Below are 21,928 nucleotides of genomic sequence, written 5' to 3'. Positions count from 1 at the left end.
TATAATTTACTAACGGAGATTTAAGGCCTTTTTTACAGCTTCATATTGCGCGTCACGCATATATCTGTCATTGGCATCTTTCTCATTGTCGTATTCGCTCTTCGGCTTACACCAGAAGACAAGGGCAGGTATACCAATGTTGGCTGTTAGCTATTATTTTTTTCGCTTATAATGCAGTTGTGTTAATCCTGTTTCAAATGTTTTTGCTGTGATAAATTCAAGCGTTTGCTCAGGTCTACCGTCTTTAAAAAGTCTTGTTCCGTTTCCTAACAGGATTGGAATAATCGAAATAATAAACTCATCTATTAAATCGTGCTTCAATAGTTCATTTATCACTTCTGCGCCACCATCACAATAGATGTTTTTTCCTTGTTCGGACTTTAACCGTTCAACTAATTTGGTCAGGTCCCCTGTATAGAAAGTCGTTCTGCCTACTGACACTCTTTCATTTCTGGTTATGACATAAACATCTCGACTTCCGTTGTCATAATGATATGGCCCGATTTCTTTTAATACATAATCATAGGTTTTTCTACCAATAATTACTGTGTCGATTGTGTCTGTAAATTTCGCGTAACCATAATCCTCGCCTTCCTTTTCGACGATTTTTAAGAAGCTAAGGTCATCATTGGGTTTTGCAATGTAACCGTCTAAACTTGCAGCAATGAAGAGTGAAATTTTTCGCATTTGTTTTGAGCTTTAGTGTTTATGCAAAGCTACTATCGTACAACCGCATGCACTTTGTAAAAATGCGACATACTAAAGCTGTGACGGTGAAAGTCCCGTGTTTCGCTTGAGATCGTTGGTGAGATGAGAATGGTCGTAATAGCCACATTCAAAAGCAATATCCAAGAGACTACGATCTCCGCCAGAATTTTTGATGAGGGTCAGAGCGTTTTGAAAGCGAATAATGTTCGAATATGCTTTCGGTGATAAACCAACGTGCTTCCTGAAGTTCCGCTCCAAATGCCTTACGCTTGTGCAGTTACGTTTAGCTAGCTCGTGGATGCTGATTTGCCCTTTTGTTACATGTATGTCACGGATAGCAGATTGTAACGGGTGACGTTGGTCTTTTCTTCTGTCGATAAAATATCGGTTGAGATAATCGAAGGGGTTATTGAGAATCTTATCAATACTAAACGAGTCGTGCTTCTCAAATTCAACTGTAGTATTAATCAATTCATTTTGGGGAGCATAGTTGTAGAAAGTAGCAAACGCTGCAGGTTTGAGGCAAACGCCTAATAGATGTGTTTCGCTGTCAATATAGCTGTCCTTAAACGAGGTCATTGCACCAACTACATAGGTCTTCCCAAATCCCATGTAAACTGAGCCATTGTCTGTCAGGCAAGTTGTACCCAAATTCATTACTAATCCTGCACAACCATCAGGAAAAATCCGCTCCCATTGTCCATCAAATTTATCTCCTTTCATCTCCCAATAAGAGTGAATAAAGGGGGCTACTTCTTGGCAGGGTTTGATTTCTCTATACTCCATTTATTTTGGGTGTCGTTTTACAATCACCGTCAACTTGAGAATGGTAGGTGAATCTACTGCTTCTATCTGCATTGTATACGGAGTGTGAATGTCTCTTACTTTAAGAGATTGAATATAGTAAGAAACAGTTGAAAAAGGAGAGGCTTACTGAGGGATTCTACTGGAGTGGGTGGTTAAAAGCATCACTTTTGCATCAACAAAAAAGGGTCTCTACCTAAAGTAGAGACCTTTTCGTCGGAGTGGCGGGATTCGAACGTAAATACCACCAATTCATGCTATGTAAAAATGCCTCAGAAGAGCTGGTTAAATGTTGGTTTCTGTTGAAATTTCAATGTTTTTGGCTCCTGCTGACGCAAAAGTGACGCCAACTGACGCAGGAAGTGACGCAAGGTGATTTTTAACGTAAGGGTATTCACGAGCAAAAGGTGTAAGTTTAACAACAAAATTAACCACGACTTAAATTGAAATAGCGATTTCTAGTAAAGTAAGTTAATGAACCGCTACAAATTTAAAACCTGAAGTTTTTTGTTCTAAAGGGGCAGTTCCTTCAGTAGTTCCTCTGATTCCTGCAATACTTTGTGATAGTAATTTCTTACCCATTTTGAATAGAATAACAGGAAGATATAGCCCAGAGGGATTGATAAAATCCAATAATACTTGTTGCTAAATATGTCTTTGTCACTAAACAGTCCAGAGACTAGCACAATCATAATAATCAATAACAGATAGCTCAACGTGACATTTATCTTCTGTAACCTAATGAACTTGATCTTTTCATTGGCAAAGACTTTTAATGTGTCAGCATAAGGCTTTTCAAAGTCGCCTACCTTACTCAACTGCCGGGTACTGAATAAGCTGATTAGTGGTAGCGCCAGCAAGAGCAAAATGGATAAAACACCTGCTCCCAGCAATAAAGGGGTATCCAGTTTGTCAAAGTTGGCTGCTATAAACATAGCAGACGCCAGGCAAACCACACTTCCCACTATTTCAGATAAGGTAATCTTTCTGAGTTTTAGACGGTACTTGTCTTTCATTTTTTCCATCATTTCAATGTTTATGCTTGAGTTGCTTTGTACTTGGCTTTTTGATTCCTGCCAGGTACGCTTAAGGTCATCTAGTTCCATTATGATACTTGTTTAGAGATTTGTTGTCGCAGTTTTTCTTTGATGCGGGATAGTTTTGTTCCAACGTTACTGGAGGAGATGCCAATGATTTCGGCAATCTCTTCATAGCTTCTGTCTTCCAGGTACAGAATTACGATACCCTTGTCCAATAAATTCAACTGATCAATGGAGTGTCTCAGTAGGTGCCACCGTGCCTCTTGGTCGGCGTGTTCCACCTCGTTGAGGTTCAACACCTGGTCATCAATGGTAACCGTTTGGACCTTTCTTTTTGCTGTTTTAAGATGATAAATGGCGACATTCATAGCCACCCTGTATATCCAGGTGGTGATGCTGGATTTATGGCTGAAGGTGTCAAAGGATTTCCAAAGCTGATAGATGATTTCCTGAACCAAATCATTTCTGTCCTCTGCATCACTGGTATAAACTGACGCGATCTTATAGATCGAAGCTTCATTCGCTTTGAGCGCGGTTATAAATTTCTCTTTCTTGTCCACAAAGAAGGGTGAAGTCTTATTGTACTCATATTAGTGTCGCGCACTTAACTAAAATCACAGTCGCTAAAAAATATATTTGGAGGTTTGTTGTTTTATCAACTAATGCTGGGTGCTTCACTTCCTGCAGCAATACCTACTCCTGTTGGCAACGAAGTATAGGAAGGCCCTCTGTTTTAGTCTGAGAAATGAATATATGCAGAAATATAATAGCAGAAGGAGGTAGCGCTTAGTGATACCACAGGAGTGGTGGGGTAATGAGCTCCACTTTTAGTGCAAAGGGAGATGTAAAAAGCGGCTTGCAGTTCCCGTAAAGGCTGATTTTGCCTAACATCCTGCGTCAGTTGACGTCACTTTTGCGTCAGTAAAAAGGGCCTCTACATGCTGTAAAGGCCCTTTTTTCGTCGGAGTGACGGGATTCGAACGCAAATACCACCAATTAATGCTTTGTAAAATTGCCTCAGAAGCGCTGGTTAAATGTTGGTTTCTGTTGAAATTTCAATGTTTTTGGCTCCTGCTGACGCAATAGTGACGCCAACTGAAGCAGGAAGTGACGCAAGTTCATTTTGACTGACTTGGCAATAAGCTGGCAAAGTAGCTTTACTGTCGTGATCGTAGAAGTTTTCTACAGTTGACTTATAATTTATTAACGGAGATTTAAGGCCTTTTTTACCGCCTTATACTGTGCGTCAATTACTGCTTGGTTATGCCCGTGTGCAGCACCCGGCACAAGCACGAACTCTTTCTTAGGAGCTTTCAATTTATCAAAATACGCTTTGGTAAGCTCTGGTGCGGTTAAGATATCTTCCTCACCCTGAATAAAGTGTACCGGGATTTTATAGCGCAGCCCATCTTTACTGAAATTCACCGCTACCTCCATGGATTTAATTCCCATTCCCTCATGGCCAGCAAAGTATAAAAAGGAATAATCATCCCCGTTATACCTGTCATTGGTGTCTTTCTCATTGTCGTATTCGCTCGTCACCTTCCACCAGGATGGTGGGGCAGGTGTTGAGTTCTCCCGCTCATACTTTTTGATAATGCGCATGAGCTGGCCTGATTTTCTGGCATCGCCATAGGGAGGAGGGCCTAAGGCCTCCAACTTATCTAAAGAATCCTGATCATTGGCGGTCTGAGCTAGTTTAGACACTTTATTGAAGGCATGACGGAATCCTTCTTCCCCATTGACTATTTGTGAATGGCCTATGTAGGCAGTAAAAAGATCCGGGCGCTTCAAGGCCATGCTGGCTCCCAGCACCGATCCCCAGGAAGTTCCCACAAGCGTTATTTTTCGCTTACCGAGGTGTTTGATCAGGTACTCTGACAGCTCAATGCCGTCAGCAGTCATGCGCTCTACGGTAAGTGGGTTTTCGATCCAGTAATCCTCCGTTATGGTCTCAGGTGCATTACGGCCAAAGGTTCTTCCTGCTCCACGCTGGTCCCAATACACCAGCACAAAGTCCTTTTTCCAGTATCCGTAGATGGCATCATCGTACTGACTCATGGTGCTGCCCGGCCCACCATGCAGAAACAGAATGACAGGTTTGTCCCTGTCATCCCCGCTGATTGTTACCCACTGCTCTATACCGCCGATTGATATAAAACTTGCCTCGTGGATGGGCTTCGTTTGAGCAGCTAGTCCGCCTGTTATAAAACAAAGAAATAAAATCAGTAGCAATGTATGCTTCATATTTTGTTAAGCTTCAAACACCCTATAAATGATTATGGACTTGGGTAATGCTTTATATAAGTTGGCAGCAACCATTGTAGAAGTTGAATGACTGTTCCTGCTAGCTGCACAATATATAGATCAACCTTGTAATATAGAAAGAAAGATCAATAATTGGAGAATCTTGCTAGGAAATTCTATAGGAGTGGTGGGGCAAAAAGTGCTACTATAAATGTCTAGAGATGGGAAAAATTATCTTTTAATGCTCGCAGGAGCTGTTTTGTATAAAATCCTGAGTCAATTTGCATCACTTTTGCATCAACAAAAAGGGCCTCCACTTGCTGTGAAGGCCCTTTCTCGTCGGAGTGGCGGGATTCGAACCCACGACCTCCAGCACCCCATGCTGGCGCGATACCAGGCTACGCTACACCCCGAAAATTTTACGCAACATAGCAAAATCACTGCATTGCTGCAAGACTAACGCAGGTACTATACCTGAAATTATTTACGAATATAAAACCCTATCCGGTTAAGTAACTCATCGAAAATCAATTGCTGTATACCTTCTGAAACAGGAACCGCAGCGCAAAACCAATTACCAGCAGGCCAAGCCCTGATAGGATTACCTGAAGCGGCAACGATACAGACATGGCCAGGCAGCCGACAAGGCCCAGCACAGGTATAGCCTTGCCATAGAGTTGCTCCGAATTCGATTGCTTTAAAGCTGCTATGTTGGTGATGCTGTAATAAAGCAGAATAGTAAAGGAAGCGGATCGGAGGATGAACTCGAAGGAACCGGCTAGCGTCAGAAGCAGAATGATCGAACCCGTGAGGAGGATGCCCACGTGCGGCACCCGGAACCAGGGATGCACGCGCTCAAACACCGGAGGCAGATCGTGGCGGCGTCCCATGGCCAGCATCATGCGGCTGATCCCCAGAATCTGACTCAGAAGCACTCCAAGCATGGCAGTAGACGCGCCAATCGTGATCACAGTCTGTATAGCGGGCGTATGCAACGCGTCTGCTACTACCTGCAACGGCGATTTGCTTATGGCCATACGTTCCGTGCCAATCACACCAACCGCCACCAACGAGACGGCCGCATAGAGTACAATGGCCGAAACGATGGTGATGATGACCGCTCGTGGAATTGTTTTGTGAGGTTCGCGAACTTCTTCGGCCAGGGTGGCAATGCGGGCATACCCGGTGAAAGCAAAAAACAGCAAAGCCGCTGCCTCCGCTATACCTGCCATACCGAAAGGCGCGAATGGCTGAAAATTCTCTTGTCGGACAGCAGGTATACCACTGAATACCAGGTATAGCAGCGAAATAAGCGTTACCGAAACGATAAAAAGATTGAGCATGCCGGCTTTTTTAATGCCGAAGTAGTTGGCTAACGTCAGCACCAGAACGGCTAGCACAGAAAGAGTCAATGGAGGAAAAACAGGTATGAGTTGGTAAAAGTAACTGCCAAAACCGATCGCGACAACACCTGCAGCCGAAAGCTTACTGATCAAAAACATCCAGCCTGCGGAGAAACCGAGCGTAGGGCTTAGGAGCCGGTAACCATACTCGTAAGTACCTCCGGAGTTCGGGTATACAGCAGCCAGTTGAGCAGACGACAGTGCGTTGAAGCCCGCGATTATACCTGCAAAGAGCAAGCCGACCAGAAAAGCCGGTCCGGCCAAACCAGCCGCTACGCCCGTCACAACAAATATACCTGCCCCAATGATGGCGCCCAGACCCACACCCACCGCATCTTTTAAAGTAAGGACACGGAGCAGGTCATGATGTTTACTTACAGGATTCTCTTGCATAAACCGATAATGCTGGCATTTTGCCAAACTGTAACAACACAAACAGGCGCCCGGAAAGGTAGGGATTAGTTGACCTTTTTATAACTTTGTCTCAAGACCAAGCCCTGATCGTTTTGGCCGCGATGGAATAAAATTACACTTAAAATTGTTAAAAGCACTCCTCTACATACTGATCATTACAAGCCTTGTATATTTTCTGTTTTATCCATTTTTCAAGCGAATCATCAACAGGAAATCGCTTTTTAAGTGGCTGGTTCTGATCTATGTGATCGCACTCGCTATCTCTTCAATCAATAGTTTTTTTCTGTAGGCAGTCTTAGATTACCGTCAAATAAAAAAGCGCCAGCCACTTGTACAGTAGCTGGCGCTTGAAATTGTAATGTGCACCCGAGAGGATTCGAACCCCTAACCCTCGGAGCCGAAATCCGATATTCTATCCAATTGAACTACGGGTGCTTACCGTGTTGCAAAAATAGGAACATTGCGCTAAAAAGGAAATTTTAGCGGCAATAATTATAATCCGGAAGAGCCTAACGGACAGGTATAGCCAAGTAGCGCCATCTTAATCGCTTCACTCCTAAAACAATAAGGAGATTCTGGGAGTTAATAAATAATATTTCAAATCAAGCAAACGAAATAAGGAAACTATGGAAACAGTGTACACGGCAGAGGTAACTGCCACAGGAGGCCGAAGAGGTCATATTGTATCGTCGGATGGCGTGCTGGATATGAAACTATCATTACCAGAAGGACTGGGAGGGGAGAAGGGGAAAACAAACCCCGAGCAGCTGTTTGCGGCTGGGTACGCCGCCTGCTTCCAGAGTGCGCTACTGCTGGTGGCCGGTAAGCAGCACATCCGCATCAACCCGGAGTCTACCGTAAAGGCGCACGTGGACCTGCTCAAGGCAGATGACGGAAAGTACGGACTCGGAGTAAAGCTGGAGGTGCACCTGCAGGGAATCGAAAAGGAAAAAGCCGAACAGCTGGTGAACGAAGCGCATGAGGTCTGTCCTTACTCCATCGGCACGCGTGGTAACATCAACGTGGAATTAGAAGTGGTGTAAGTTTAGGAGTTAGGGAGTTGAAGAGTTTGGAAGTTAAGAAAAGCTTTTCAACAGTCCGAAACTCTTAAAATCCTAAGCTATATAAAACAGAAAGGGGCTGCCAGTACTGGCAGCCCCTTTCTGTTTTATTCATTTAAAGCTGATTAAGCTCCTACTTCAGCCAGAACCTGCTTCACTTTCTCAGCAGCTTCTTTCAGCGCTACGGCAGAGTAAACTTTCAGGCCAGACTCGTCGATGATGCGGGCACCTTCTTCGGCGTTTGTTCCCTGCAGACGAACGATGATCGGCACGTTGATGTCACCGATGTTTTTGTAAGCCTCTACCACACCATTGGCAACACGGTCGCAACGAACGATACCGCCGAAGATGTTGATCAGGATAGCCTTCACGTTCGGGTCTTTCAGGATGATGCGGAAACCAGCCTCAACCGTCTGTGCGTTTGCTCCACCCCCTACGTCGAGGAAGTTGGCAGGCTCACCGCCGGAAAGCTTGATGATGTCCATGGTGGCCATGGCAAGACCGGCGCCGTTTACCATACAGCCTACGTTGCCGTCCAGCTTCACGTAGTTCAGGTTCGATGCACTTGCCTCTACTTCCAACGGATCTTCTTCTGTGATATCGCGCAGGGCAGCCAGGTCTTTGTGACGGAACAGGGCGTTGTCGTCCAGATCCACTTTGGCGTCTACGGCCAGAATTTTATTGTCAGATGTCTTCAACACAGGGTTGATCTCGAACATAGAAGAGTCAGTCTCTACATACGCTCTATACAGGCTGGTGATGAATTTCACCATCTCCTTGAACGCCTCGCCTTGCAGACCGAAAGCGAAAGCAATTTTGTTCGCCTGGAACGGACGCAGCCCTACAGCCGGGTCGATCCACTCTTTGATGATTTTTTCAGGAGTTTTCTCCGCTACTTCCTCAATGTCCATACCACCTTCGGTAGATGCCATGATCACGTTGCGACCTTTGGCGCGGTCCAGCAGGATGCTCAGGTAGAACTCCTTCGGATCAGATTCGCCCGGGTAGTATACGTCCTGCGCTACGAGTACTTTCTGTACCAGTTTGCCTTCAGGGCCAGTCTGGTGCGTTACCAGGGTCATGCCCAGGATGTCGTTTGCGATCTGCTTCACCTGATCCAGGTTTTTAGCCAGCTTCACACCACCGCCTTTACCACGGCCACCCGCATGAATTTGCGCTTTGATCACGTGCCAGCCTGTGCCGGTTTCTTCGGTCAGTTTCATAGCCGCTTTCACAGCCTGCTCTGGCGTTTCCGCCACGATGCCTTCCTGTATGCGAACGCCGTAGCTCTTTAGAATCTCTTTAGCCTGATATTCGTGTATGTTCATGCTTTCAGTTTTATTGGACGCACGAAAGTAAGCCTTTATCGGCTTAAATTCAAGAAATAGGTTTTTAAAATATTGAGGATTCCCTGCCTGTTGTGCTCCACGGCCGGTGTTTCTTCCCACATCAGGTATACGCTCAGCCGGGTGCAGGAAAAGTAACTGTATTACAGCGATTGCAGTAAGCCTACAAAATGCGTGCGCGCAAACTGAACTCTGAAAAAAACGGACTATGTCTCCAACACATTCATTTGCCAAGCGGGTGGCGCTGGCCGCTTTCATCGTGCTGCTGATTGCCTCGGGCTTTTTCCTGCTGGCGCAGGCGGCCTATTTCTTCCTGTTGGTTTTTGCCGGCATCCTCTTGGCTGTGCTTTTTTGCGGTCTCACCGACTGGGTGGTGGGGCATCTGAAAATGAAGCGCTGGCTGGCTTTACTGCTCGTTACGCTGCTGGTCTTTGGGTTGTTGATCGGTTCATTTATGCTGGTGGCGCCCACTATTTATGAGCAGGCCGACCAGATGCGCGAGAAGATTCCGCAGGCTTTCAACAGCCTGAAGGAATGGCTGAGTCAGTACAGCTGGGGCAGTCGGTTGGTAGAGCAGCTGCCCGAGGACTACAAGCGGATGATGCCGGAGCAGAAGGAGATGCTGCAGCGCATCACGGGTGCCTTCTCATCTACGCTCAGCATCCTGGCCGATTTTTTCATTGTGATCATCACGGCCCTCTTTTTTGCGGCCAACCCGACGCTTTATACCCACGGTTTTGTAAAACTTTTCCCTGTGCACCGGCGCACCCGCATGCTGGAAGTGCTGAACAGTTGCTACTATACCCTGAAAATGTGGCTGCTGGGTATGTTGTCGGCCATGGCGATCATTGGTGTCAGCACGGCCATTGCCTATACAATTATTGGGTTGCCGCTGGCGCTCGCTTTGGGTCTGATCTCTTTCTTCCTGGCTTTTATTCCAAACATCGGGCCCTGGCTGGCCGGTGTGCCTGCCGTCCTGATCGGACTCACGGTGAGCCCCGATATGGCGCTGCTGGTGATCATCGTGTACGGGGGCATACAAATGGTGGAGTCTTACGTCATCACGCCCATCATCTTCCAAAAAACGGTGGACCTGCCGCCTGCTTTGCTGCTCTTTTTTCAGGTGCTGCTGGGTATACTGCAGGGCGGCCTTGGCCTGCTGATGTCGGCTCCGATTCTGGCTGTGCTGCTTGTCATTATTGATGAACTGTATGTGAAAGACGTGCTGGAAAGCGAAAAGCGCGACGAATTTGAAAAGGCACAGGAAAGCGGAAAGGCAGAGAATTGATCTTCCGGGCTTGGATATAGGATTCGGCGGCTCTGCCTGTGATTAAAGTAGCTTAACCAAATAAATGAATCCTGGATTCTCTTACTACACAAGACGTCGTATATTTTGAAGTGTACCTGTATGGGGTTTAAAAGTCTGTAAACCAATATCTTGTGTTTTGTGATGGATGATGTGTGATAAGCATTCGTTTTAAATGAAGGGACATGGAAAAGTACGTTTACTCGTCCAGAATCGCCGTTTTGACGCTCCTCCTGTTTTGCATCGGCTGTAACGAAGATGATGATTTTGTAGCTCCAATTGACACAAGAACCCAAGGCATTGCTCCGATTGCGCGCGCTGGAGACGATACCACCATGTATCAGCCGTATAAGGATTATGTTTTAAATGGCAGTGCCAGCACAGATCTGGACAAGAACATTGTCTCCTATCAGTGGAGGTTAGTACGAGGGCCGGCTGCTGTCAAGATCAACCAATCCCAGCCAACGGATGTCGAGGCCTATGCGAGTGGACTGACTGAAGAGGGTGCATATGATTTTGAGCTGACCGTGACCGATGCAGACAAGCTGGCCTCAAAAGATACAGTGAGGGTTACCATCGTTGATCCAAAGGTTGTGCCGGCCTGTGCTGATCCTAAGGAATTCATTTTCAAAGACCTTACCTGGGACTACTCCTGGATCATGGAGATCGACATTTTCAATTTCTATTCCAACCTTCCGCCCAACAGCCAGATTCAGAAGATTTACATTAAAAGAGACGGTTCGGAGGAGTGGGAGCCGGTCGTACACATGGGCATAGCTTCAGGGTATACTCTCCATACATGGGATTACGGCAATGGCGTTCTCGTCATTTACCCGAATCTCAACATGGCAAATGATACCCCTGACCTAAAGATCGAGTATTGTGAATAACGACGCTTTTCAGCAGCAGGCCGTCAAGTTCGAGGAGATTCTCCCCATAAGGACTACCGAGAACGCGAGTTCGAAGGTAGCGAGCGTAGCTCTCAGAGGGGTGTTTACGATGGCATCAGAACAGTATTTGGCCAGCTATCAGCATTTTAGTGCTGAAGCAACACCCCTATAATCCCCTCAAGGGGATAGTTTCACGCAGAACTTAACAACCCTGCCTCTAAGCAGGGGTTTTCACTGTAACAGAAGCTGTTTCTGCGCGCGGCAATCTGGCCCGTAGCGGAGGTAACTGCTAAATTTCGGACGGCAGTTACCTCACTTATACCTTTTGTTTTGTAGCTTTGACAGGTAATCCATCGTCAAACACATTATTGCCAGATCGTGCTGCAAGTCGTTAACGTTCACAAGAAATACAGTTCATTGGAAGTGCTCAAAGGGATAGACCTCACCATCCATGCCGGCGAAGTTGTTTCCATTGTAGGCGCTTCGGGCGCTGGCAAAAGCACGCTGCTGCACATTCTGGGCACGCTCGACTCGGCCGACAGCGGCGATGTACTGTTTGACGACAAGAATATTTCGCGCCTCAACGCCTCGGAACTGGCGCGTTTCCGTAACCGCCACATCGGCTTCATTTTCCAGTTCCACAACCTACTTCCTGAGTTCACCGCACTCGAAAATGCCTGTCTGCCCGGTTTTTTGGCTGGTCGCCCGGAGCTGGAGGTGACTGAGCGTGCCGCCGAGTTGCTCGGTATGCTCAACCTGGGCCACCGCATGCACCACAAGCCGTCCGAAATGTCGGGTGGAGAGCAGCAGCGCACGGCCGTGGCGCGCGCCCTCATCAACTCGCCCCGCATCATTTTTGCCGATGAGCCCAGCGGTAACCTCGACTCCAGAAACGCCCAGGAGCTACACGAGATCTTCTTCAAGCTGCGCGACGAGTTCAACCAGACCTTCGTGATCGTGACGCACAACGAGCAGCTCGCCACCATGGCTGACCGCAAGCTGGTGATGAAAGACGGCCTGATTGTGCAGGAGGTAAAGGCTTAGCCTATACCTATACCCGTTCACCTTTTTTCCAGCTATACCTGGCCAATTTTGGCTAGACTTTGCCCGGTGACTTCTGTCCAGGTTTCCGCATTTGTTTCATGCCCCTACCTCTATTGTAATTTTCACGTACAATATATCCCCCCTTTGCTTATTTGTGCTAAATCAGAGGCAAAAAACGGGGTAAACATATTTTCCTGAAAATAATTTATAATCATCTGATAATCAGGTGTTTATAATGTATAATTTTTGTGATTTTTTGCACCATTTCAGGAGCAGGTATGTTTGATATATGTACTAAAACATGAAAACTAACTAGATATGAGTCAAGTGGATAAAGAGACAAAAGTTGAGAAGAAGCCGAAGGTGGAGAGCTATGATATAGCTAAATCTGACGAGACGCTTCACTTAGCTGTTGACCTGGCTAAGTTTATAAAAGAGAATAGGTTATATCAAAATATTCAGGGCAAGGAGTACGTGAACGTGGAAGGCTGGCAGTATGCCGGTTCCCGTCTGGGTATCTTGCCGGTGGTGGAGCATGTCGTGAACATCAGCACCGACGACGAGATCAAGTACCAGGCGAAGGTGAACTTGCTTGACCTGCGCAGTCAGCAGGTGGTGGGTGCCGGCTTTGCGATCTGCTCCAACAAAGAGCAGGGCAAGAAGTACTACCAGGAATTTGCGATTGCCTCTATGGCGCAGACCCGTGCTATCGGTAAAGCTTATCGTAACATTCTGGCTTGGATAATTCGGGCGGCTGGTTACGAGCCAACTCCGGTAGAGGAGATGGACTATGCGGGCAACGAGACTTCGAAGCCTGCCGTGCCAACGGAGAAGAAGGCAACCATGAAGGCTGCTTCTGCTGCTCCAGTGGCAGAGAAAGCGCCCGTAGATGAGCAGGTAGCTGGTGTGCGTTACGCCTCGGCCAAGCAGAAAGAGGAAATCATTCGTCTGCTCAACAACCCGGTGATCACGCGTCAGGAAAAGACCAAGATGCTGCTCAACATCAACCGATTTGACGAAGAGCGTGCCGCGCAGGCCATCGAGAAACTGAAAAAGGTGATCGAAGACCGTGAAGATGGTCAGTCTGCAGCCGCTTAATTCTTAATCAGAATCTTAAAAAAACCTGCCTCGAAAGAGGCAGGTTTTTTTGTATACCTTCGGCTATACCTTCGGCTATACCTTCGGCTATACCTTCGGCTATACCTTCGGCTATACCTTCGGCTATACCTTCGGCTAGCTTTTTCTCAATTTTGATTGGCTGCTAGTTTAGCCGATATACCGTATCTTCGCCTTTGTAAAACAGGCACCCTTGCACGACATCCACCACATATTGCGCACCTACTGGGGCTACGACCAGTTCCGGCCTTTGCAGGAGGACATCATCCGTTCTGTGCTGGCCGGCGAGGACACGCTGGCGCTCTTGCCGACGGGTGGGGGCAAGTCGATCTGTTTTCAGGTGCCGGCCTTGGCCCAGGAAGGAATCTGCCTGGTGATCACCCCACTCATCGCCCTTATGAAGGACCAGGTGGAGCAACTCAAAAGGCGCGGTATACCTGCCGTAGCTATCTTTTCGGGGATGAACCGTCGCGAGATGGACATTGCGTTGGACAACTGCGTGTATGGCAACGTGAAGTTCCTATACCTGTCGCCGGAGCGACTGCAGACCGAGCTGTTCCAGGAGCGGGTGAAGCGCATGAAGGTGAGCCTGCTGGCCGTGGATGAGGCGCACTGTATCTCGCAATGGGGCTACGATTTCCGGCCCTCCTACCTCGAACTGGCCGCCCTGCGCGAAACACTTCCTGCTATACCTGTGCTGGCCCTCACGGCCACGGCTACGGAGCAGGTGCGCACCGATATTCAGGAGAAGCTGGCCTTCAAAAAGCAGCATGTGTTCGTCAAGAGCTTTGCCCGGGCCAACCTGTCGTACTCCTGCCTCTATACCGAAGACAAAGTGGGCCGCCTGCTCGAGATTCTGAACCGCATGCCGGGTCAGGCCATTGTGTATGTGCGTAGCCGCCGGCAGACTGTCGAGATTGCCCGCTTTCTGCAGAGCCGGCGTATACCGGCTGCAGCTTACCACGCCGGGCTCAAGTTTGAAGAGCGCAACAAGACACAGCAGGCCTGGATTGAAGACAAAGTGCGCGTGATCGTGGCAACCAACGCTTTCGGCATGGGCATCGATAAACCGGATGTGCGGCTGGTGGTGCACCTCGACCTGCCGGAGAGTCTGGAGGCCTACTACCAGGAGGCAGGACGCGCCGGTCGTGACGAAAAGTACGCCTATGCCACCCTGCTTTATGGCCCGAGCGACACGAAAGACTTGCTGCAGAAAGTGCAGGAGGCGCACCCGCCGCTGGAGCTGATCCGGCGGGTATACCAGTGCCTGGCCAATTACTATCAGATTGCGGTGGGCAGTGGCTTGCTGAGCAGCTTCGATTTTGATCTGGCCGCCTTTTCCAAGAATTACAAGCTATCGGCACTCGAGACCCATCATGCCATTAAACGACTGGAAGGGGAGGGTTACGTGCAGCTAAACGAGGCTTACTACAGTCCATCGCGGCTATACCTGCTGCTCGACAACATGGCGCTTTACGAGTTTCAGGTGGCCAATGCCGAGCACGATGCCCTGCTGCGCCTGGTTCTGCGCATGTACGGAGGCGAGGCTTTTACAGGCTTTGTGAAGATATCGGAGCGCAAACTGGCAGAGTATCTGAAGAAGCCGGAACAGGAAGTGCGCCGCAAACTCGAGTACCTGCACAAGCTGCAGGTGCTGGTCTACGAGCCGCAGCACGATGCCCCACAGTTGGTCTTCACAGCACCCCGCCTGGATGCGGCCAATCTGCCGCTTAACCACAAAAAGCTGGAGCAACTGCGCGAGCGTGCCCTGCAGCAGGCAAAAGAAATGGCGCATTATGTTGAGTCCACTAACCGGTGCCGTACCCAGTTGCTGCTGGAGTACTTTGCAGAAGTCAGTGACAAGAGCTGCCGTATTTGCGATTTCTGCCTGGCGCAACGCAAAAAAGAGCGGGAAGGGCAGGAGCAACTGGCTCTGCGACAGAAATTGCTGGAGGCGGTGCAGCAGAAAAACCTGCTGCCCAAAGAGCTGGTGCAGCAGTTCGAAGCGAAACACACCGAGACCGTGACAGAGTTGCTGCGCGAACTGGTGGACACCGGCATCGTGAAGTACGCTGAAAGCGGCAAGCTATACCTGGCCACGGAACAGGTATAGCCCATGCTGTAAGCGACGGGTTGGCAGACCGCCCAAGTCATCACTGGTTATTTTCTGATACAATTATTTTCTCTCCCTACCTGCTGCAGGCTTTGTTAGCTTACGGTACCAGCCCCTAGAGCGGCACCAGACGAAAGTTCACCCAAAAACAGCTGCTCTCTTGAATTAAATGCTTTAAAATTGATACTTTTTCGAGTGATATAATGTTCTGATTAAGAGAAGATCCTTACAAGTTTTGGGGAATGTCAGCCCAATTGAGTAGAGCTAATTTCTTGTAAGAAAGGTAACTGTCGCAATACGGGCGAGCTGGAGACGAGCGGTATGTAGGGAAATTTAACAGGTTATTTGTGCCCAGGAACGAAATATTGACCTTTGATACAATTGCTGCCTTTGAAAGAAAAATAAACCACGATACAAAGCTTTATGATCCGGGCCTTCAGATTCTGCCCGGACGCATGGAGGAAAGGCACCAACATGTTGACCCAAAGCTGGGAATTCCGGCCTTGCGAAGAAACTTTAACCTGGTCTACCTCCTGCTCGACGGCCTGCACGACATCCGACTAGACGACAAACTCCGCTGGCTCATGCCACACGACCTGGTGATTGTGCCGGCCAACGTGCTCTACGCTTCCACTAACATAAAAGACTGCAAGGGCTTTTGCCTGGAATTTAAGACAGAATTTCTGGAGCCGCTTCTGCAGGGAGCCTTAGCCGAGCAGTTTCCTTTCTTTGAGCTCGATGCCGAACATGTGATCAGCCTCAACGCCAACGAGAGCAGCCTGGTGCAGCGCTCCTTCGAGAACATCCTGGAGGTATACAACGGCCATTCCAGAGAGAAAACACAGCTCCTCCGCGACTACGTCCACATCCTGCTGCTCCTCATCCGCGATTGCTACCGGGCCAGGTATACCGTGTACATCAAGGAGAAGGCGACACGCGCCGTGCAATTGACAAGCGCCTACCAGCACCTGGTCGATGAGCACTTCCGCGAAATGCACGAAGTACAGCAGTATGCCAGCCTGCTCAACATTACGCCCAAGCACCTGGCCGATGTCGTGAAAAGCACCACCGGCAAGCCGCCGCACGAAATGATTCACCATCGGCTGCTGCAGGAGGCTCGCACACTGCTCAGCAACACCGAAATGAGCATGGCCGAGATCGCCTATACCCTCCATTTCGAGGATCAGTCCCACTTCAGTCACTTCATGAAGCGCAAGACTGGGCACACGCCTCTGGAAATCCGGAAGGGTCTCTAGTTTGCACAAATTATTCCGAAATTTATACAATACTTCTTTCAATAAGCGTCTTATTTTTAGGTTGTTATCTTCACACTAAACACTAGCGCCATGAAAGAGAATACAATTCAACGGAAAAGAGGCCGTCCAGAGAAGGTAGCAGATTTTGCACACCATGTGCTGGACGACCTAAGCGCTGCCGAACGGGTAAGAATGTCTTTCCTGGGCAGCCAACTGGGGCTTTACAAAGCCATGGCCAATGGCAGCCCGATGACAGTGGGGCAAATTGCCCGGGGTTCCGGAGCCAGCATCAGGCTGGTGAAGCACTGGGTAGACAGCCTGGCTGCTGACGGCTACCTGCAACACGAGCCCGAAACCGACACCTTCAGTCTTCCTGAAGCACACGCCATTGCCCTCACAGACCCCACCAGCCCCTATTATGTAGGCGACCGCTTTATGAAAGCAAACGGACACCAGCCAGGTACACCGCATAGCCTGTCGCTGCCGATGGGAGGCAATCACACCAAAGGAAGCGCCGTGCTGCCTGCCGATGCATCCGGAAGATTTTTCAGCGAAGAGTACCTGAGCAGTTTGCTGCATACCTGGATACCAGGTATAGAAGGCCTGACCGAGAAAATGGAGGCGGGCATACTGGTGGCAGACCTGAGCAGTGGCCGGCACGGCGCCTCGACGCTGGTGATGGCCAGGGTATTCCCCAAATCGACCTTTCTAGGTTTTGACAGATATGTTTCTTCCGTGGAGCGGGCCAACCTGCTGGCCAGGCAAAAGCACATCCCCAACGCACACTTCGAGTGGGCCACGGTGGAGCAGGTATACAACTACCAGTACGACCTGATCACCCTGATTGAGAGTGCGCAGCAGATGGGAGAAAACCTGCAGGACCTGCTGGCCGAGTGCCGCAAAGTGCTGAAACCGGATGGCTTGCTGGTAGTGGCAGAACCTAAAGACAGCCGCATCGTCAGCGAAGAGCTTTACCAGCGCATGCGCTCCACCCGGGTGATACCGATGGTGGCAGAGCACGTGTACCGGGTGGAGCGGGGCATCGACGGGCATGAACACGAGCTGCAGAAAGCTGCCTCAGATGCCGGCTTCTCGGTCTTCCGCAAAGTGGCCGAAACCTGGTACGACAAGGTATACGAGATGCGGCCTTAACCTCGGGGCAGGCTAGAGTTTCACTTCCACCGTCTCCTGGCGTTTCTCGTGGTCGAGCGCCTGTTGGTAGCGGAACACTGTTTCGTAGCCGTTGATAGAGACCACTTTGGTCACATCCAGCACCAGTTGATCCTGTTCCTTATGCACCCCTTGCAGTTGCTTGTCCAGCTGCAGGGGGGCACCCTTCAGCGGCAGTTTCTGAAACGGCATCCAGCCAAAGGTGGTGTCCACCACGATCGCGTCTTTGGGCAGGTTGGTGCTGACGCGCCGCAATTTCAGGGTCAGGTTCATCTTGGAGTCCTGCCAGCGCGCCTCGCTATAATCCGTTTCCGTAAAAATCCTGAGCGCAATTTCTTTGTTATAAACAGGCGAGTCGGGGAGAGGTAATACGTCGTCGTTTTCTTTGTCGCAGCCACTGGTGAGCAGCAACAAAAGCGCCAGCAGGGGCGCAAGGGTGCGTAAGGGTAAAGCCATGCTATTCGTAAATTAGAAGCTAATTGGGGAGGGCAACATGCGGCGTTGCCTATATAGGGTTACGCAGCCCCGCGGCTTCTGTTTACGCTTTTTACTTAGTTTTTTTCGAACTCCCCGACCCCTGCAGCGGCAGCACCATGTGCTGTGTGGAAGGGGTAAAACCAAGTGATTCCCAGAAGTGAATGCCCCTTGGGTTATGCACCGATACCTGCAACTCCAGGTGGTCGGCGCCCTGGTCGCTGAGCCATTTTTTGGCGGATTCGAACAGCTCCTTGCCAATGCCTTTGCCACGAAATTCATCGCGCACCACGGTCTCGCCGATGTAGCCTTTGTTAGCGAGCTTGAAACCAGCCGAGCCAGGCCGCAGACTGGCCAACAGCATACCTGCCCAAACTTCTCCCTCCTGATACACGAACACACGCGTGCTTTTATCCTTGAGGCGGCTGAGCAATTCTGCTTTCAAGGCCTGGTCGCTGCCCGGCTTATACCTGAACACGACGTGGTAGGCCTGCTGCATGTCGAGCAGCAGGCGCCAGAGCTCGTATAGTTCATCGATGTCGTCTGGCTGTGCTTCAAAGATCATGGTAGCGGAATTAAAAAAGTGTGGTCAGGTCGCTGATGCGCTCCAGTCGGTGCTCGTATTCGTCCACATCGCGGTAACCGTAGCCGGCGTGTATGAACGGAACGCCTGCTTTTTGGCTGGCTTCCAGGTCGCCGGGGGTGTCGCCCACGTACACGGGAGCCTGCAGGTTGTTGCGTTCCACAATGGCTTTTAGATTGAGGTCCTTGGAGTCGCCGGTGCGACCGGAGCACTCAAAGTCGCCGAAGTAGTTGCCCAACTCGTGCTTCTCCAGAAAGGCCTCGATGTAGCCGTCCTGGCAATTGCTCACGATAAAGAGCTTGTACTTGTCGTGCAGGTACGCTAGGGTTTCTTCCAGGCCCTCGTAGAGGTTGCCGCCGTGCTGCCGGATGTGGGCCATTTCTTCTTTGCCGCTCACTTCCATCAGTTCCTGGCGCTGCGCCTGGTTCAGCTGCGGGAACAGCTTGTCGAAGATCAGGTTATGCTGGGTGCCCGCAATGGAGCGAACCTTCTCGGGGGTGATCTCCTGTATGTCGAAATTAACTTTCTTACGGGCGGCTCCCCAGGCCTTTGCCACGGTTTCGGCGGCATCCCAAAGGGTACCGTCCAGGTCGAATATGATGCTGTCTATTTTGTTGGTCATGTCAAGGTATAGGCTATAAGCTATAGCAGGTGTAGGTTACTGGTTATGAGGCGGAATGAAGGTCACCTCTATGATCAATCCGTCCTTTATGCGGTACACGGCGATCGCGTCGGTGCGCGGCTCGCCCTTTTTGCGCTGCACCTTCTCCTGATCAATCACCACGTCGCCCGCCACAATGCGGTTCACGATCTCGCAATGCAGGTCCGGCGTGCTGGCGAACATGGCGCCGTAGCGCTTGTGCAGTTCGTCGCGACCCTGGTAAGTGAGCACGCCGGGCTGGCGGTATACCTTCACGGTGTCGCTGAAGGCGCTGGCAAACAGGTCAATGTCGCGGCTGTTGTAGCCTTTCAGCTGCAGTTCTACGGGTTTTACAACGGCGGGCATTTCAGGTTTGCTTTGGCTCATAGCGGTTGTGCTGCTCAGTAAAAGAAGGGTAAGGGGTAACAGAAATTTGATCATACACAAAATTAGGCAATTTTGCGGGTATATACCTTGCGCATTTCTGTTGCGTATAAGCTCAGCTATGATAGAAGAACTCATCATTCGCGCCCTGTGCGATACTATACCTGACAAGCCGGTGGACGGCCTATTCCTGTTCGGCCAGACTGAAGACAACCAGCAGGCTGCTTTCGAAACGGCCCGGACTTTCCTGCAGAGCGGCCGCACAGACAAAGTGCTCTGCCTCGGCACCAAGGCCATGAGCGGCTACCCCGGATTTGAGGTATGGCAGAAGGAAATGAAAAAGCTAGGGATAGGGGAGGAACAAATTATACCTGTCCCGCCCGTGCCAGCTGACACCGAACTGCTCCACACCTTGATCGAGGCGACCTCTGCGGTGCAGTACGCCAAAAAGCAGGGGTTTAAAAGTATGGCCGTGACTGCAGCGCCTTTCCAGCAGCCCCGCGCTTTGATGACGGCCATTACCGCCGCCCTCCGGGAGTACCCCGAGCTATACCTGTACAGCCTGCCCGGCAAGGCCATGCCCTGGCAGGAGGAAGTGGTGCACTCGCAAGGCAAAGTAGAAGATACCCGCGCCGGACTCATCGCCGTCGAAATGAAACGCATCCGCTGCTACCACGAACAAGGGGATCTTATCTCCGTCAAGGAAGCTCTAGACTACCTGAACAGAAGAGGGTGATTTGTTGATTGAGTGAATTAGTGAAGGAGTGATTGAGCGAATGTTAAGTTGTTAATCGTTGAATTGTTGTCCTTGAACAATTAACCCACCCCTGTCCCTCCGAGGAGGGGCAGGGGTGGGTTATTCATGCATGCACCAATCGTGCACCCAACAATTAACAATCAGCAATCAACAATTTAACATCCCTCCACTGCAATCATTTGGGTTCTGGAAGCGCTTTGGCGCATGGCTTTGGCCGGGGCGTACTCGTCAGAAGAGTGCCAGGCTTTGGCTTGCTCCATGGTCGGGAATTCGAGCACCACAATACGGGTTGGGCTCCAGTCGCCTTCCATGTTTTGAGGATTGCCGCCCCGCACGATGAACTTCCCGTCGAAAGGCTGTAGTGAGCCGGGCGTCAGTTTTTTATACTCTTCGTAGGTAGCGTCGTCTGTTACGTCTATGTCTAAAATAATGTAAGCTGGCATAAAACTTAGGTATAGGTTATACAATAGGATGGCTGCATATTAGGTATAATCTGTGGACGGTGCAAACCGAAATTTGGAGAGGTGGGTCGTTGGTTCAAAACCCGAAATATCTGGAAAGATAGACTGTTATTTTCCGATTCCGTACATCGCTCATATACAAGCCCTTCATCTTATGACACAAACCAAAAACCTCGAAGTTTGGCTGCGCGGACCGCTGCCGGATGTACCCGCTTTGCTGCAGCCCGTAGCCCATGCGCTGCTGCAAGCCCGCGAAGAAGTCGGCAACTTTATGCTGGATTTTCCGGACGAACTGCTCTGGGAACGCCCCGCCGGCGTGGCCTCGGTCGGCTACCACCTGCAGCACCTCACCGGTATACTGGAGCGCCTTTTTGCCTATGCCCGCGGTGAGCAATTGAGCGAACAGCAACTGGCCTATCTGTATGCCGAGGGCAAACCGGTGGGGGATGACAGGCAGTCCGAAACGTTGGTGCAGCATTTTAACGAGCAGGTAGACAAAGCACTGGAACAGTTGCGACAGACAGACGAAAGCTCCCTGACCGAAACCAGAAGGGTAGGTCGCGCGCAGGTAGAATCGACCGTGATGGGCCTGCTCTTCCATGCAGCTGAGCACAGCATGCGCCACGTGGGGCAACTGCTTGTAACGGCGCGCGTGCTGCGGGAGATGGGGAATGGGAATATGGTGGACTAATGAGGTATAGTGCCTGGGGC

22 protein-coding genes and 2 tRNA genes are annotated in these 21,928 nt (G+C 49.8%); 10 read left to right on the top strand and 14 right to left on the bottom strand.

The window, feature by feature from the left end:
* Window positions 1-153: 153 nt before the first annotated feature.
* The 8 genes from B0B12_RS07995 to B0B12_RS07960 all read right to left on the bottom strand — a co-directional run bounded on the left by B0B12_RS07995 (window position 154) and on the right by B0B12_RS07960 (window position 7,051).
* Window positions 154-687: a dihydrofolate reductase family protein gene (locus B0B12_RS07995; protein ID WP_076667247.1), complete on the bottom strand. Its 534-nt coding sequence runs from the start codon at window positions 685-687 to the stop codon at window positions 154-156.
* 72 nt (window positions 688-759) lie between these two features.
* Entirely contained in the window at window positions 760-1,494 is a 735-nt protein-coding gene (locus B0B12_RS07990) for a helix-turn-helix transcriptional regulator (RefSeq protein ID WP_076667245.1), read from the bottom strand.
* 530 nt (window positions 1,495-2,024) lie between these two features.
* The gene (locus B0B12_RS07985) at window positions 2,025-2,618 is read right to left on the bottom strand and encodes a hypothetical protein (protein ID WP_076667243.1); all 594 of its coding nucleotides are present in this window, start codon (window positions 2,616-2,618) and stop codon (window positions 2,025-2,027) included.
* Window positions 2,618-3,112, bottom strand: coding sequence for an RNA polymerase sigma factor (locus B0B12_RS07980; protein WP_076667241.1), 495 nt, complete (start codon window positions 3,110-3,112; stop codon window positions 2,618-2,620). Before B0B12_RS07980 ends, B0B12_RS07985 begins: the two co-directional genes overlap by 1 nt.
* 643 nt (window positions 3,113-3,755) lie before the next feature.
* Window positions 3,756-4,799, bottom strand: coding sequence for an alpha/beta hydrolase (locus tag B0B12_RS07975; RefSeq protein ID WP_083704106.1), 1,044 nt, complete (start codon window positions 4,797-4,799; stop codon window positions 3,756-3,758).
* Window positions 4,800-5,138: 339 nt separating this feature from the next.
* Window positions 5,139-5,212: transfer RNA gene (locus tag B0B12_RS07970), tRNA-Pro, on the bottom strand.
* A gap of 114 nt (window positions 5,213-5,326) precedes the next feature.
* Entirely contained in the window at window positions 5,327-6,595 is a 1,269-nt protein-coding gene (locus tag B0B12_RS07965; protein WP_076667239.1) for an APC family permease, read from the bottom strand.
* A gap of 382 nt (window positions 6,596-6,977) precedes the next feature.
* Window positions 6,978-7,051: transfer RNA gene (locus tag B0B12_RS07960), tRNA-Arg, on the bottom strand.
* Window positions 7,052-7,242: 191 nt separating this feature from the next.
* Here B0B12_RS07960 and B0B12_RS07955 point away from each other — a divergent pair.
* The gene (locus B0B12_RS07955) at window positions 7,243-7,659 is read left to right on the top strand and encodes an organic hydroperoxide resistance protein (protein WP_076667237.1); all 417 of its coding nucleotides are present in this window, start codon (window positions 7,243-7,245) and stop codon (window positions 7,657-7,659) included.
* Window positions 7,660-7,802: 143 nt separating this feature from the next.
* On the opposite strand, the gene sucC is transcribed toward B0B12_RS07955, so the two are convergent.
* Window positions 7,803-9,005 carry an ADP-forming succinate--CoA ligase subunit beta gene (gene sucC, locus B0B12_RS07950; RefSeq protein WP_076667235.1) on the bottom strand — a complete coding sequence of 401 codons (1,203 nt, stop codon included), beginning with the start codon at window positions 9,003-9,005 and terminating at the stop codon, window positions 7,803-7,805.
* Between the two features lie 226 nt (window positions 9,006-9,231).
* On the opposite strand from sucC, the gene B0B12_RS07945 reads away from it, so the two are divergent.
* From B0B12_RS07945 to B0B12_RS07910, 7 genes are all read left to right on the top strand, one after another.
* Window positions 9,232-10,311, top strand: a complete 1,080-nt coding sequence (locus B0B12_RS07945) for an AI-2E family transporter (protein WP_076667233.1) — start codon at window positions 9,232-9,234, stop codon at window positions 10,309-10,311.
* A 203-nt stretch (window positions 10,312-10,514) separates the two neighbouring features.
* Complete coding sequence (locus tag B0B12_RS07940; RefSeq protein WP_076667231.1) at window positions 10,515-11,219, top strand: PKD domain-containing protein; 705 nt, start codon at window positions 10,515-10,517, stop codon at window positions 11,217-11,219.
* Window positions 11,220-11,597: 378 nt separating this feature from the next.
* On the top strand, window positions 11,598-12,263 hold the full coding sequence (locus B0B12_RS07930; RefSeq protein WP_076667227.1) for an ABC transporter ATP-binding protein: 666 nt from the start codon (window positions 11,598-11,600) through the stop codon (window positions 12,261-12,263).
* 318 nt (window positions 12,264-12,581) lie between these two features.
* Entirely contained in the window at window positions 12,582-13,361 is a 780-nt protein-coding gene (locus B0B12_RS07925) for a hypothetical protein (protein WP_076667225.1), read from the top strand.
* 211 nt (window positions 13,362-13,572) lie between these two features.
* Complete coding sequence (locus B0B12_RS07920; RefSeq protein ID WP_076667223.1) at window positions 13,573-15,492, top strand: RecQ family ATP-dependent DNA helicase; 1,920 nt, start codon at window positions 13,573-13,575, stop codon at window positions 15,490-15,492.
* A 503-nt stretch (window positions 15,493-15,995) separates the two neighbouring features.
* Window positions 15,996-16,748, top strand: a complete 753-nt coding sequence (locus tag B0B12_RS07915; protein WP_244554633.1) for a helix-turn-helix domain-containing protein — start codon at window positions 15,996-15,998, stop codon at window positions 16,746-16,748.
* 90 nt (window positions 16,749-16,838) lie between these two features.
* Window positions 16,839-17,900: a class I SAM-dependent methyltransferase gene (locus B0B12_RS07910; protein ID WP_076667221.1), complete on the top strand. Its 1,062-nt coding sequence runs from the start codon at window positions 16,839-16,841 to the stop codon at window positions 17,898-17,900.
* A 12-nt stretch (window positions 17,901-17,912) separates the two neighbouring features.
* Here the strand turns inward: B0B12_RS07910 and B0B12_RS07905 are convergent, their stop codons facing one another.
* The 4 genes from B0B12_RS07905 to B0B12_RS07890 all read right to left on the bottom strand — a co-directional run bounded on the left by B0B12_RS07905 (window position 17,913) and on the right by B0B12_RS07890 (window position 20,002).
* On the bottom strand, window positions 17,913-18,374 hold the full coding sequence (locus tag B0B12_RS07905; protein WP_076667219.1) for a hypothetical protein: 462 nt from the start codon (window positions 18,372-18,374) through the stop codon (window positions 17,913-17,915).
* 91 nt (window positions 18,375-18,465) lie between these two features.
* Complete coding sequence (locus tag B0B12_RS07900) at window positions 18,466-18,957, bottom strand: GNAT family N-acetyltransferase (protein ID WP_076667217.1); 492 nt, start codon at window positions 18,955-18,957, stop codon at window positions 18,466-18,468.
* 10 nt (window positions 18,958-18,967) lie between these two features.
* A complete protein-coding gene (locus tag B0B12_RS07895) occupies window positions 18,968-19,597 on the bottom strand; it encodes an HAD family hydrolase (protein WP_076667215.1) in 630 nt (209 codons plus the stop codon).
* A 36-nt stretch (window positions 19,598-19,633) separates the two neighbouring features.
* The gene (locus tag B0B12_RS07890) at window positions 19,634-20,002 is read right to left on the bottom strand and encodes a nuclear transport factor 2 family protein (RefSeq protein ID WP_244554632.1); all 369 of its coding nucleotides are present in this window, start codon (window positions 20,000-20,002) and stop codon (window positions 19,634-19,636) included.
* Between the two features lie 118 nt (window positions 20,003-20,120).
* Here B0B12_RS07890 and B0B12_RS07885 point away from each other — a divergent pair, with 118 nt between their 5' ends.
* Window positions 20,121-20,735 carry a hypothetical protein gene (locus tag B0B12_RS07885; RefSeq protein ID WP_076667211.1) on the top strand — a complete coding sequence of 205 codons (615 nt, stop codon included), beginning with the start codon at window positions 20,121-20,123 and terminating at the stop codon, window positions 20,733-20,735.
* Window positions 20,736-20,911: 176 nt separating this feature from the next.
* Here the strand turns inward: B0B12_RS07885 and B0B12_RS07880 are convergent, their stop codons facing one another.
* Entirely contained in the window at window positions 20,912-21,199 is a 288-nt protein-coding gene (locus B0B12_RS07880; protein ID WP_076667209.1) for a DUF1330 domain-containing protein, read from the bottom strand.
* A 172-nt stretch (window positions 21,200-21,371) separates the two neighbouring features.
* Here B0B12_RS07880 and B0B12_RS07875 point away from each other — a divergent pair, with 172 nt between their 5' ends.
* Complete coding sequence (locus B0B12_RS07875; protein WP_076667207.1) at window positions 21,372-21,908, top strand: DinB family protein; 537 nt, start codon at window positions 21,372-21,374, stop codon at window positions 21,906-21,908.
* The last annotated feature ends 20 nt before the right edge of the window (window positions 21,909-21,928 follow it).

It is taken from the genome of Pontibacter indicus (assembly GCF_900156345.1).
Classification (GTDB): domain Bacteria; phylum Bacteroidota; class Bacteroidia; order Cytophagales; family Hymenobacteraceae; genus Pontibacter; species Pontibacter indicus.
Note: the sequence above shows the minus strand (reverse complement) of the source record. Positions and strands in the feature narration are given on the sequence as shown.